The 12,515-nt window shown below is 73.8% G+C and carries 10 protein-coding genes and 1 tRNA gene; 7 read left to right on the top strand and 4 right to left on the bottom strand.

Translation table 11 applies throughout. From position 1 onward, the window contains the following. Nucleotides 1–121 precede the first annotated feature (121 nt). Both AB0L37_RS26690 and AB0L37_RS26685 read left to right on the top strand, forming a co-directional pair. Nucleotides 122–1,972, top strand: a complete 1,851-nt coding sequence (locus AB0L37_RS26690) for an MFS transporter (RefSeq protein ID WP_365510372.1) — start codon at nucleotides 122–124, stop codon at nucleotides 1,970–1,972. Nucleotides 1,973–2,146: 174 nt separating this feature from the next. After that, nucleotides 2,147–2,728 carry a GNAT family N-acetyltransferase gene (locus AB0L37_RS26685; RefSeq protein WP_365510369.1) on the top strand — a complete coding sequence of 194 codons (582 nt, stop codon included), beginning with the start codon at nucleotides 2,147–2,149 and terminating at the stop codon, nucleotides 2,726–2,728. A gap of 8 nt (nucleotides 2,729–2,736) precedes the next feature. Here AB0L37_RS26685 and AB0L37_RS26680 read toward each other — a convergent pair whose 3' ends face one another. Further along, on the bottom strand, nucleotides 2,737–3,075 hold the full coding sequence (locus AB0L37_RS26680; RefSeq protein ID WP_365510366.1) for a DoxX family protein: 339 nt from the start codon (nucleotides 3,073–3,075) through the stop codon (nucleotides 2,737–2,739). Between the two features lie 251 nt (nucleotides 3,076–3,326). Here AB0L37_RS26680 and AB0L37_RS26675 point away from each other — a divergent pair, with 251 nt between their 5' ends. Together AB0L37_RS26675 and AB0L37_RS26670 are read left to right on the top strand one after the other, a co-directional pair. Beyond that, nucleotides 3,327–4,403, top strand: a complete 1,077-nt coding sequence (locus AB0L37_RS26675) for a GNAT family N-acetyltransferase (protein WP_365510364.1) — start codon at nucleotides 3,327–3,329, stop codon at nucleotides 4,401–4,403. Nucleotides 4,404–4,528: 125 nt separating this feature from the next. Further along, nucleotides 4,529–5,188, top strand: coding sequence for an HD domain-containing protein (locus tag AB0L37_RS26670; RefSeq protein WP_365510361.1), 660 nt, complete (start codon nucleotides 4,529–4,531; stop codon nucleotides 5,186–5,188). Between the two features lie 72 nt (nucleotides 5,189–5,260). Here the strand turns inward: AB0L37_RS26670 and AB0L37_RS26665 are convergent. The 3 genes from AB0L37_RS26665 to AB0L37_RS26655 all read right to left on the bottom strand — a co-directional run bounded on the left by AB0L37_RS26665 (nucleotide 5,261) and on the right by AB0L37_RS26655 (nucleotide 7,349). Beyond that, nucleotides 5,261–5,333, bottom strand: a tRNA-Arg gene (locus tag AB0L37_RS26665). Between the two features lie 82 nt (nucleotides 5,334–5,415). Next, nucleotides 5,416–6,087 carry a response regulator transcription factor gene (locus tag AB0L37_RS26660; RefSeq protein WP_365510358.1) on the bottom strand — a complete coding sequence of 224 codons (672 nt, stop codon included), beginning with the start codon at nucleotides 6,085–6,087 and terminating at the stop codon, nucleotides 5,416–5,418. Continuing rightward, complete coding sequence (locus tag AB0L37_RS26655) at nucleotides 6,048–7,349, bottom strand: sensor domain-containing protein (protein WP_365510355.1); 1,302 nt, start codon at nucleotides 7,347–7,349, stop codon at nucleotides 6,048–6,050. The genes AB0L37_RS26660 and AB0L37_RS26655 overlap by 40 nt, the downstream gene beginning before the upstream one ends. Nucleotides 7,350–7,482: 133 nt before the next feature. Between AB0L37_RS26655 and AB0L37_RS26650 the strand changes: the two genes are divergently transcribed. The 3 genes from AB0L37_RS26650 to AB0L37_RS26640 are packed head-to-tail and all read left to right on the top strand — an operon-like array spanning nucleotide 7,483 to nucleotide 12,512. Continuing rightward, a complete protein-coding gene (locus AB0L37_RS26650) occupies nucleotides 7,483–8,361 on the top strand; it encodes an ABC transporter ATP-binding protein (protein ID WP_365510352.1) in 879 nt (292 codons plus the stop codon). After that, nucleotides 8,355–10,760, top strand: coding sequence for an FtsX-like permease family protein (locus AB0L37_RS26645; RefSeq protein ID WP_365510350.1), 2,406 nt, complete (start codon nucleotides 8,355–8,357; stop codon nucleotides 10,758–10,760). The genes AB0L37_RS26650 and AB0L37_RS26645 overlap by 7 nt, the downstream gene beginning before the upstream one ends. A gap of 33 nt (nucleotides 10,761–10,793) precedes the next feature. After that, a complete protein-coding gene (locus tag AB0L37_RS26640; protein ID WP_365510347.1) occupies nucleotides 10,794–12,512 on the top strand; it encodes a class I adenylate-forming enzyme family protein in 1,719 nt (572 codons plus the stop codon). The last annotated feature ends 3 nt before the right edge of the window (nucleotides 12,513–12,515 follow it).

The raw sequence follows: 12,515 nt of genomic DNA, 5'->3' as shown, positions 1-12,515 counted from the left end.
GGCTGGTCGGCACCGGCCTCCCGCGGCGCCCGTTCACAGACTCCGTGCTAGCGTCGCGAGACCGGGGCAGGACCGGGCCGTTCCCTCGGTCGTTCGGACGGTACGTACGGGAGTGTCAGCAGTGACGACAGCGGAGCCGACGCGCGCCGACGACGCCGAGCCGGGTTCCGGACGGGTGCGAATACGGCTTCCCGCGCAGCCGCGCAGCGACCAGGAGCCGCCCCCCGCCGACGAGGAACCGCAGGCCCGGCCCTGGTGGCTGCGCGTCGCCCGGCACCCCGTCACGGTCGCCACCGTCGCCGCCGGGGTCCTCCACCTCATCTGGTTCTTCACGTTCGCGAACAGTGGCGGCGACCTCGCCGCGCAGGACGCCTGGGCCGAGTTCGTCGGCCGGCACCCCGACTCCGCGTACAACCTCGCCTGGTACGGCGGCATGCACCCGGTCTCGTACAGCGTCGTGTCGCCGTATCTGATGTCGGTGCTCGGTGTCCGTACGACGATGATGGTCGCCGGGACGCTCTCCGCGGCCCTGCTGACCGTGATCCTGATCCGCACGCGGGCCGTCGTCCGGCCGCTGTGGCCGGCGCTCGCCGGTGTCTTCGCGCTGCTGTGCAACGCCGCGTCGGGCCGTGTCACCTTCGGCCTCGGCATGATGTTCGGGCTCGCCGCGGTCGCCGCCGTCTTCTGCTGGCCCCACCGCTGGCGCTACAAGCGGTGGGCGAAGGCGGCCGTCGCGGCGCCGCTCGCCGGGATCGCCACGGCCTGTTCGCCGGTGGCGGGCCTGTTCGTGGGGCTCGTCGCCGTCGCCCTGTTCCTTCAGAAGCGCCGGCCCGGGGCGTACGCGCTGGGGCTCGCCCCCGCCGTCGTCGTCGGCCTGTCGGCATGGCTGTTCCCGTTCTCCGGGACGCAGCCGATGTCGTTCTGGTCGACGCTGCTGCCGATCGCGTACGGCCTGTTCGTCTGCTTCCTGGTGCCCAAGGAGTGGGTGACGGTCCGGATCACGGCCGCCGTCTACACCCTGTCCGTGCTCCTGGTGTGGCTGATCAGCTCGCAGATCGGCTCCAACATCACGCGCCTGCCGATGCTGTTCGCGGGCGTCGCGCTGCTCACCGCGCTCCCGTTCACCGTGCCCCGCTCGCGCAAGTGGTACGTCACCGTCATCGCCTTCGTCGGCCTCAACGCCTGGATCGGCTTCAAGTCGGTGGACGACGTCATCCACACGACTCCGGAGGCGTCCTGGGCGCGCGAGCTCGCGCCCCTCGTCAACGAGTTGCAGGACGTCGGCGCCGAGCGCGGCCGCGTCGAGGTCGTGCCCGCCCGCTCCCACCGCGAGGCCTCGGCGCTCGCCCCGTACGTCAACCTGGCGCGCGGCTGGACCCGGCAGGCCGACATGAAGCGCAACCCGCTCTTCTACGACGACAGCCTCAACTCGGCGAACTATCACGAGTGGCTCAAGCGCTGGGCCGTGCGGTACGTGGTGCTGCCCAAGGGCGAGCCCGACGGCAAGGGCAGCGAGCGGGAACGGGAGCTGGTGCAGCGCGGCCTGCCCTACCTGAAGCAGGTCTGGGGCGACGCCAACTGGCAGCTGTTCGCCGTCACCGACCCGACGCCGATGGCCGAGCCGCACGCGCGCGTCGACGCCGCCGAGCAGAGCGAGCTGACCATCGAGGTGACGCAGCCGGGGCACGTCCTGATCCGCGTCCCGTACTCGCCGTGGCTCGCCGTCGTCGACGAGGACGGCACGGCGCTGGACGCTCCGCGGGAGACGGAGGCGTCGCAGCGGGCGCGGGAGCGGGACGACAGTCTTCCGAAGCGGTTCGAGAACGTGCACGGGTGTCTGTTCGAGACGCCTGAGGACGCGTCGGGCGATCAGTGGACGGAGCTTGTCGCTCCGCGGGCCGGCACGTATCACCTTGCGGCGCCTTATAAGTGGTGGTCCCGGGGGACGCCCTGTCCTGACGAGTTGCGTTAGGCGGGGCTGTTGCCGAGGTCGCGGGGCTCTGCCCCGGGCCCCGCTCCTCGATCGCCGGAGGGGCTTGACCGGTGGCGGATGTCCGTGGGGATGTCCACGTTCGTGCCCGTGCACACGTTGCAGCAGCCGTAAATCAAGGGGCGGCCCCGCCGTGATGCGGAAAGAATGCGGGCCATGCCGACCGATCTGAAGCCGACGATCCCGCCGGGCACGCTGTGCGCGAAGCCCCTGCCGACCCTGCCCACCACCGACGGTGAACTGGTGCTGCGACGCGCCGAGTTGAGCGACGCGGAGATGATCTACGAGGCGTTCCAGGAGCCGGCGCTGCGCTACTGGCACGCGCGGACCATGGAGTCACCGCAGGAGGCGCGGGAGTGGATCGAGGACACGTACGCGGGCTGGCGGAACGAGACGGCCGCCCAGTGGATCGTGGCGCGGGCCGCCGACAACGCCCCGCTCGGCCGCATGGCCCTGCGCACCATGGACCTGTGCGAGGGCCTCGCCGAGATCGGTTACTGGGTCCTGCCGGCCGCCCGCGGCCAGGGCGTCGCCCCCAGGGCCCTGGCGGCGGTGACCGACTGGGCCCTGGCGGCCGGCTTCCACCGCATCGAGCTGCTGCACTCGACGCGGAACGAGCCGTCGTGCCGGGTGGCGGAGAAGTCCGGCTACCCGCTGGAGGGGACGCGCCGCAGCTCGGCGCTGCACACCGACGGCTGGCACGACATGCACGCCCACGTCCGCCTCCAGGTTCCGTAGCGGCCGGCTCACGCGAGGACGAGAGCGGCGACGACCGGGGCGGCGTAGAACAGCGGGAACGCCACGTGCGTGAACCACCGGGCGCGGACGACGGCGACGACCGCGCCGGCGAAGTACAGGACGAGGCCGATCCCGGCGGCGACGCCGACGGCCGGGACGGCGAGCCCGACGAGCAGGCCCACGGCGCCCGCCGCCTTGGCGGTGCCGAGGAACGGCAGCCACGAGGCGGGGATGCCGTAGTCGGCGATGGGCTGTACGACCCACGGGGCGCGCAGGAAGACGGAGACGGCGGAGAAGCCGGCCATGACGGCGGCGAACACGGTGACGATGACGTAGGCGACAGACATGGGAACGCTCCTCGGTGAGGCGGGGTGTGGTGTTGTGGTGATCGCTCTGTCTGGCTGACCCGCGCCGCGCGGGGAATGTGACCGCCCCGCCGAAAAAACTTCCCTGTACCGAACCTGCGACGACTGCTCGAAGCACTCTTGACAGCGTGCGTACTGTTTCGCGACCTTTGAGCCCTGTGGGGGAATAGGGGGGTCCATGTGCGCACGGCGGACAGATCAACGCACCCTGACCGAGGGGCGGTTGGTCTGAAGTGAAGATCACGACCCATAGACCCGAGGAGCTGAGCGCGGCGCTTCTCGGGGCGTGGCACGAGACCATGGACGGGTCGCCGGACTACCAGAATCCGTTCCTGGCACCGGAGTTCGCGATCGGGGTGGGCAAGTACCGGGGCGGCGCGCATGTGGCGGTGCTGCGCGAGGGGAGCGAGCCGGTCGGCTTCTTCCCTTACGAGCGGGGCCCGTTGGGGGTGGGCCGTGCCATCGGCCTCGGCCTGTCGGACTGCCAGGCCCTTGTGCACCGGCCGGGCGTCACCTGGGACACCGGGGCGCTGCTGCGCGCCTGCGGCCTCGCCGTCTTCGAGTTCGACCACCTGGTGGAGGAGCAGAAACCGTTCAGCCGTTACGTCACGGGCACGTTCGCGTCACCGGTCCTCGATCTGAAGGACGGCGGGCACGACTCGTACGAGGAATGGCTGCGGGCGTCGTATCCCGGCCAGGCCAAGACGATGCTCAAGAAGGAGCGGCGCCTGACGCGGAACGTGGGGGAGATGCGGTTCGTCTACGACGAGCGCGACCCGGAGGTGCTGCGCCGGCTGATGCGCTGGAAGTCGGCCCAGTACCGGCGCACCGGCCGGATGGACCGCTTCGCGCGCCCGTGGATCGTGCACCTCACGGACCACCTCTTCCGCACCCGCGAGGACCATCTCACCGGTGTCCTCTCCGTCGTCTACGCGGGCGACCGACCGGTGGCGGCCCACTTCGGGCCGACGTCCCGTACGGTCTTCGCGGCCTGGTTCACCGCGTACGACCCGGAGTTCGGGTACTACTCGCCGGGCCTGATGATGCATCTGCGGATGGCGGAGGCGGCGGGCCGGCACGGGATCAGGATGATGGACTGGGGCCGCGGCGAGAAGGAGTACAAGGACTGGCTGAAGACCCGCGAACTGCGCGTCGCGGAGGGCTTCGCGTCCCGCCCGCACCCGATGGCGGCGGCCCACCGGCTGTGGCGCCGCCCGGTCAGGGGCCTGCGCAACACGGTCCTGGCCCATCCGGAGCTGCGGGACCGGGCGGACCGGCTGCTGAAGACGGTGGGGTCGCTGCGCGGCTGAGGCGTGTCCGCGGGCGGGGGAGGAGTGAAGGGGACGCGGGCCGGGACGTCGGCGTGGCCCGATCCTAGCGACACGCGGCCTTCGGGCCAGTGGTGAGCGAGGCGGGCCCGCCTTAGCGTCGAGGTATGACCTCCACCCCCGGGACCCCGCCCTCCTCCCTCCCCCTCGGCCTTCCGACCGGCTCCGTGGCCGAGGCGGTGCTGCGCGTGGCGCGGGATTCGCAGAGCACGTCGATCCTCAACCACAGCGTGCGCAGCTTCCTCTTCGCGCAGCTCGTCGCCGAGCGTGAGGGCGCGCTGAACGACGCCGCCTACGACCGCGACCTGCTCTTCGCGGCGACCGTCATGCACGACCTGGGCGCGGGCGACCTCGCGCACGGCGCGGCGCGGTTCGAGGTGGAGGGCGCGGATCTCGCGGCCGCGGTGCTCACCGAGCAGGGGGTCGGCGCGGCCGACGTGGACCGGGTGTGGGAGGCGATCGCCCTGCACACCTCGCCCGGCATCGCCGAACGGCGCGGCCTGCTCGCCTACTTGACCCGCGAGGGCGTCGGCATCGACTTCGGGAGGCGGGCGGAGCTCGTCGCCGACCGGGCGAAGGAGATCCACGACGCGTATCCCCGCCTCGCCATGGTCCGCACCCTGACCGACGCGATCGTGACCCGGGCCGCCCGCTCCGCGGCCGCGGCCCCCGCCTTCTCCTTCGCCGCGGAACTGCTGCGCCAGCGCCGGGAGAACGGCATCACCGACCTTGAACGCGGCGCGGCGGGGTGTGCGTGGGGCGAGTGACGGGGAGCGGGCCGCGCTCACGACGAAGGGCCGGACCCGGGGATCATGCCCCTGGTCCGGCCCTTCTCGCTGTGCCCCCGGCAGGATTCGAACCTGCGACACCAGCTTTAGGAGAGCTGTGCTCTATCCCCTGAGCTACGGAGGCGGGGTGCTGCCCAGACAGGGTAGCCGATGGGCGGCCGGGGCGAAGGATGCGAGGTCGGGAGGGGAGGGGGCGGCGCGGCGGCTCAGGAGCGGAGGAACGTCAGGACCGCCAGGACCCGGCGGTGGGTGTCGTCGGTCTGGGGGAGGTCGAGCTTGGTCAGGATGTTGCCGATGTGCTTGCCGACGGCCGCCTCGGAGACGACGAGGTCGCGGGCGATCGCCCCGTTCGACTTGCCCTGGGCGATCTCGGCGAGGACCTCGCGCTCGCGCGGGGTGAGGTGGGCGAGGGGGTCCTTGCGGCGGCGCAGGAGCTGGCGGACGACCTCGGGGTCGACGACGGTGCCGCCGGCCGCCACCTCGGACAGCGCCGTCAGGAACTCCTCGACCTGGCCGACCCGGTCCTTGAGGAGGTAGCCGACGCCGGTGCCGTCGCCGGAGTCGAGGAGGTCGGCGGCGTAGGCGCGCTGCACGTACTGGCTGAGGACCAGGATGGGCAACCGCGGTTGTTCCGTACGGAGTTGGAGGGCCGCCCGCAGGCCTTCGTCCTGGTGGGACGGGGGCATGCGGACGTCCGTGACGACCAGGTCGGGGGCATGGGCGCGGGCCGCCTTCAGGAGCGAGGGCGCGTCGCCCACCGCCTCCACCACCTCGTGGCCGCCCCGCGCGATCAGGGCGACCAGGCCCTCGCGCAGCAGCACGCCGTCCTCGGCCAGGACTATGCGCAGGGGGCGGGGAGATCCTTCTCCAAGGGGCACGGCAGCTCCACGCGTAGCTCGGTCGGACCGCCGGGCGGGCTGGTCAGGGTCAGTCTGCCATCGAGGACCGACACCCGGTCGGCGAGACCGGTCAGGCCGGTGCCGGCGGCCGGGTCGGCGCCGCCGCGGCCGTTGTCGTGGACGGTGAGCGTCAGCCGGCCGGCCCGGCGTTCGACGGTGATGCGGGCCCGCGTCGCCCCGCTGTGCTTCGCGATGTTGGCGAGCGCCTCCGACGCCACGAAGTACGCCGCGGACTCGACCGCGCGCGGCGGCCGCGCCGGACGGTCGACGTCTGCGTCCGCGTCCACGTCGACCGGGATCGGCGAGCGGTCGGCGGCGTCGGTCAGGGCCGCCTGAAGGCCGTAGTCGGTGAGGACCTGCGGGTGGATGCCGTGGATGAGTTCGCGCAGGTCGGCCAGGGCGTGGCCGGCTTCGTCGTGCGCCTTGGCGAGCTGGTCCGCAAGGGGGCCCGCGGGGGCGTCGAGGCGGGCGAGGCCGAGCGTCATGGTGAGGGCGACGAGACGCTGCTGCGCACCGTCGTGCAGGTCGCGTTCGATGCGGCGCCGTTCCGCTTCGAAGGCGTCGACGAGACGGGCTCGGGAGCGGGTCAACTCCGTGACGCGGGCGTTCAGTTCGGAGGCCGGTGTGGTGAGGAGGAGGCGCGTCAGGGCCGCGCGGGCGCCCGCCGCCGCACCCAGGACGTACGTGCCGAGGGCGAGGAGGAGGGCGCCCAGGAGCGCGCTCGCCCATGCCGCCGGCCACGACGTGACCGTCCACAGTTTGACGACCTTCGTCTCCTCGCCGTCGGTCGCCATGAGCAGCGGTGTCGCGAGGACGGCGAGGGGCAGCAGCAGGCCCACCGCCAGGGCCAGCGCATCCAGCGGCCACAGGACCGTGGCGAACAGGACGGCGTGGCCGAGCTCGCGCCAGGTGGCTCGTTCCCGTACGCGGGTGCGCAGCCAGGCCCACGGCCCGGCCGCGTCCGGCGTGCGGTGCGGGTCGCGGACCGGGGCAGGGTCGACCAGGCGCAGCCTGCGCCGTTCCAGCGCCGCGACCGGCAGACCGGCCAGCGCGCACGCCCCGAGCAGCGGCAGGCCGATCAGCACGAGCGAGAGCGCGAGTCCCGCCACCGCCGTGGTGAGGAGCACCAGGAACGTGACGAGGCCGGCCGCCGCGCCCGTCAGCAGGTACGCGGCGCTGCGCCACGGCCAGACGGAGAACGCGTGCCGGGGGCGGGCCAGGGACTGCCAGAGCTGCTGCATGCGTAGACCGTAGAAGGGGGTGGGGGGCGGCAGCCATCGGGCCAGGGGGCGGGCCGGGGGTATGCCTGGCCCTACCCCCGGTCTCGCCCGGGCCTCACTGCGGTGCGCGGGCTCCGGCGGTTTCGTTGGGGCCATGAGGAAAACCCTGCTGAAGCGGTCTTCGCCGCCGTCCGGTCCGTCTCCGTCCGGTTCGTCTCCGTCCGGTGCGTCTTCCTACGCTGTCGAACTCGTCGATGTCACACGGGTCTACGGTGACGAGGTCGTCGCCCTCGACCATGTCTCGCTCGCCCTTCCGCACGGCTCGTTCACCGCCGTGATGGGCCCCTCCGGGTCCGGGAAGTCGACGCTGCTCCAGTGTGCGGCGGGCCTGGACCGGCCGACCTCCGGGACGGTCACGGTCGGCGGCACCGAGCTGACGCGGCTCAGCGAACGGCGCCGCACGCTGCTGCGCCGCGACCGCATCGGCTTCGTCTTCCAGTCCTACAACCTGCTGCCCGCGCTCACCGCCGAGCAGAACGTCGCCCTGCCGCTGCGCCTCGCGGGGCGCCGGCCGGCGAAGGCGGAGGTGCGGGCCGCGCTCGAACGGGTGGGGCTCGGCGAACGGGCGCGGCACCGGCCCGGGCAGCTGTCCGGCGGGCAGCAGCAACGGGTCGCGCTCGCCCGGGCGTTGATCACTCGTCCGGCTGTGCTGTTCGGGGACGAGCCGACCGGGGCGCTGGACTCCGTCACGGGGCGGGGGGTGCTCGGGGTGCTGCGGTCCTTGGCCGATGCGGGGCAGACCATCGTGATGGTGACGCATGATCCGGTGGCGGCGGCTGTGGCGGATCGGGTGCTGTTTCTGGTGGACGGGGCGGTGGTTGATGAACTGGGCGGTGGTGACGCGGAGCTGGTGGGGGCTCGGCTGGCCGGGTTGAGCGTGTGCCGGGATCGGTCGGTCGCCGAGCGCGAGTTCGCTGTGGCTGGTCGCGCAGTTCCCCGCGCCCCTGGCGGGACTGGGGGTGCCCCGTGCTGATGACCGCGCTCCGGACCCTTCGGGCCCGCTGGGTCACCCTCGTCGGGAGTTTTGTCGCGCTGGCGCTCGGCGTCGGGATCGTCGCCGTGATGGGGTTCGCGCTCGACGCGGCCGGGCGGGAGCCGGAGCGGGCGCCGGAGCGGTTCCGGGCCGCGTCCGTCGTGGTGCGCGGCGATGACGCCGGGCAGGCCGTGCCGCGGACGCTCGTACGGGAGCTGAAGGAGATCGGCACCGTCGTCGAGGACCGTTCCTTCGGTGTACGGGTGCGGGGCGGGCCCGGCGGGCTCGTCGGGCACCCCTGGTCGACCGCCGCGCTCGGCGCGTACGCGATCGAGGACGGCCGCGCTCCCCGGTCGGCCGGTGAAGTGGTCGTCGGCGGGGGCTGGGCCGGCGTCGGGCAGCGGCTCGCGACGTCGCGCGGCACGCTGACGGTCGTCGGCACCGCGACGGCCCCCGGGGCCTCCGAGCGGACCGTCTTCCTCACCGACCGGCGCGCCGCCGAACTCGCCCCGGCCATACGTCAGTTGGCAGTCGACGCGCCCGCGTCCGACGTGCGGGACCTCGCCCGCCCCCACCCCGGCGTCCGCGTCCTGACCGGTGCCGCGCGCGCCCTCGCCGACCCGGCGCCGGAGCGGGACCGCGCCGCCGTGACCGCGCTGTACGCCCTGTTCGGGACGGCGGCCGGGGTCACGGGCTTCGTGGCGGTGTTCGTCGTGGCGTCGACGTTCGCGTTCGCGGTGGCGCAGCGCAGGCGGGAGTTCGGGCTGCTGCGGATCTCCGGGGCGACGCCGGGCCAGCTGCGGCGGGCGCTGCTCGCCGAGGCGCTGCTCGTGGGGGCGCTCGCCTCGGCCGCCGGGTGCGCACTCGGCGGCTGGAGCGCGCCCGCGCTCGGCCGATGGGTGGTCGCGCACGGGCTCGCCCCGGAGTGGTTCGAGATCGTCACCGGCGCGGGCGGCGCCTCATGGCCGTATCAACTCGCCTTCTGGACCGGCCTGTTCGTCGCGCTGTGCGGGGTGCTCGCCGCCTCCTGGCGGGCCGGGCGGACCGCGCCGGCGCAGGCGCTGCGCGCCACGGACGTCGACGCGAACGTCATGACGTGGGGGCGGCTCGGCGGCGGGGCGGCGCTGCTGCTCACCGCGGTCGTCACCCTCGGCCTGGCCCTGGCCGACGACCCCGGCGACCTGCTGCACCGCAAGACGTACATCCTGCGCCCCATGCTGCTCATCGCGGCGGCGGCCCTGCTCGCCCCGGCCCTCGTCCGCCCCCTCCTGCGCGTCGCCGTCCGGCTGCCCGGCGCCACCTGGCTGCTGGTGCGGGAGAACGCCACCGCCGGACTGCGCCGCACCACCGCGCTCACCGCCCCCGTCCTCGCCACGGTCGCCCTCGCCGGATCGCTGCTCGGCGCGACCGGCACGATCGCCGGGGCGAAGGCGGCCGAGGCGCGCGAGCGGATCACCGCCGACTACGTGATCACGCCCGCGGACCCCGAGGGCCTCGACGCCGCCACCGTCGGCCGACTGCGCCGGGTTCCCGGCGCCACGGTCTCCGCCACCGCCGCGAGCACCCTGTACGTACCGGAGGACGGCGGCGAGGCCCTCGTGAAGTCCGAGGCCCGCGCGGCCGACCCGCGACTCCTCGCCCGCACCACGCGCCTGCCGGTCGTCGCGGGCCGGCTCGCCGGCCTCGACGACGGCTCGATCGTCGTCAACGAGGAGTGGCAGCGGCACACGGTCGGCGCCCGCGTCGCCGTCCGCCTCGCCGACGGCACGCGCCGCACCCTGCGCATCGTCGCCGTCCTGCGCACCGGCACCGGCGACAACGGCGCCTACGTCACCGCCCGCAACGCCCCCGACGCCCCCGTCGACCGCGTGGAGGTGACGGCACGGCCCGCCACGGACACCACCGCCCTGCGCGAGCGCCTGCGCGCCGCCGTCGCCGGCACGGGCGCCCACGTATCCACCAACTCCCAATACCTGCAGGCCACTTATCCCGGGACGAGCCGCACCACCCGCCTCGGTCTCCTCCTCGTCCTCGGCATCGCGCTCCTCTACACGGGCATCGCCGTCGCCAACACCACCGTGATGGCGACCGCCGACCGCGCCCGCGACCTCGCCACCCTCCGCCTGTCCGGCGCGACCCGCGCCCAGACGCTGCGTGTCGTCGCCGCCGAGGCCCTGACGGTGACGGCGGCGGGCGGTGTGCTCGGTCTGCTCGTCACCGGGGCCAACCTGCTCGGCCTGCGGCTCGCCCTCGTCCGGCTCGGCGTCCACGCCCCGGCCGACGTGCCGTGGACCGCGCTCGGGCTCACCCTCGCGGCCTGCGCGGTGACCGCCGTGACCGCGGCCGTCGCCGCCGCCCTGCGCCACACCGGCGGCGGATGCGGCCTGCACGTATCTTGACGCGGCCCCGCGTCGCGCCCGTACCGTCCGACCATGGACTCTTCGGACTCAACGCGAGCGCTGCTCACCGCGCCGGGCGCCCCCTTCGCCGTCGTACGAGGCGAGGACGGGCGCCTCGCGTACGCCGAAGGGCCGCGCACGCTGCGGGAGTTCGCCGAGACGACGTGGGCGTTCGGCGAGACGCCCTTCCTGATCGCCGAGACCGGGCGGCTGACGTACGGCGAGTTCTTCGCGGCGGCCTGCGCCCTCGCCCGGCGTTTCGTCGACCCTGACGGCTACGGCCTGCGCCCCGGGGACCGCGCCGTCGTCGCCATGCGCAACCACCCGGAGTGGCAAGTGGCCTTCTGGGCCGCGCAGTTGGCGGGCCTGGTCGCGGTGCCGCTGAACGCGTGGTGGACCCCGGAGGAGTTCGCGTACGCCCTCGACGACTGCGCACCCGGCGTCCTGCTCGTCGACGGCGAGCGCTACGAACGGGTCGAACCGTGGCTCGCGGGCGCTGCGGAGCGGCCCTGGACCCTCGTCTTCCACGAGGAGGGGCGGTCGCCGAGCGGTCCACGCGTCGAGCGGTACGCGGATCTGCCCGCCCCCGATCCGCTCCTCGGGCCGCCCGACGTCGACGTGCAACCGGACTGGGACGCGACGATCCTCTACACGTCGGGCACGACGGGCCGCCCCAAGGGCGCCGTGGCCACCCACCACGCCCACATGGCAGCCATCGCCAACCCCCGCTATTTCGCGGCGTGTTCGGCCCTCGGCCGCGGGCTCGTCCCCGGCCAGGGCCCGGTCCTGCCGGGCCTGCTCACCTTCCCCTTCTTCCACGTCGCGGCGTTCACCGGGTTCTACGCGGCCATGGCGGCGGGCGGCACGATCGTGCTGCTGCGCAAGTGGGACCCGGACCGGGCGATCGAGGCGATCCACGAGCACGGCATCGGCAGCTTCGGCGGCGTCCCGACCACGGCGCTCCAACTCCTCGCCCGCGCCGACGAGTTGGACGACGACCTGCCCACCCTCACCATGTTCAGCACCGGCGGCGCCGCGGCCCCGCCCGGTCTCGTCGCCCGCCTGAGCGCCCGCTTCGGCGAGCGCATCGAACCCCGCAACGGCTACGGCCTCACCGAGACCCTGGGCGGCGTCACCGCCAACTTCGGCGCCGAGTACCGGGCGTGGCCCGCGAGCGTGGGCAGGCCCGCCCCCGCCGTCGAGGCACGGATCGCCGGAGCCGACGGCGCCGCGCTGCCCGACGGCGAGGTGGGGGAGCTGTGGCTGCGCGGCCAGTCACTGATCCGCGGCTACTGGGCGGACCCCGCGGCCACCGAGGCGGCGTTCACGGCGGACGGCTGGTTCCGCACCGGTGACCTGGCGACCGCGTCGGACGGCCGGATCAGCGTCGTCGACCGGATCAAGGACATGGTGATCAGGGGCGGCGAGAACGTCTACTGCGTGGAGGTCGAATCCGTCCTCCACGACCACCCCGACATCCTGGAGGCCGCCGTCGTGGGCGTCCCCCACCCCGTCCTGGGCGAGGAGGTGGCCGCCTTGATCCGTACCTGCCCCGGCTCCGCCCTCACCCCGGAGACGGTCCGAGAGTTCGCGGCCAAGTCCTTGGCAGCCTTCAAGATCCCGGCCCACGTCCTCCTCCAGGACACGGAACTCCCGCGCAACGCGACGGGAAAGGTCCTCAAGCGGCGAGTACGTGCATTGGTAGCCCCTCCGGCGCTGGAGCCGGGTCCGGGGCAGAACCCCGCGACCTGAGCG

This window comes from Streptomyces sp. NPDC052225 (genome assembly GCF_040679615.1).
Lineage (GTDB): Bacteria > Actinomycetota > Actinomycetes > Streptomycetales > Streptomycetaceae > Streptomyces.
This window is presented reverse-complemented; position numbering and strand designations above follow the sequence as displayed.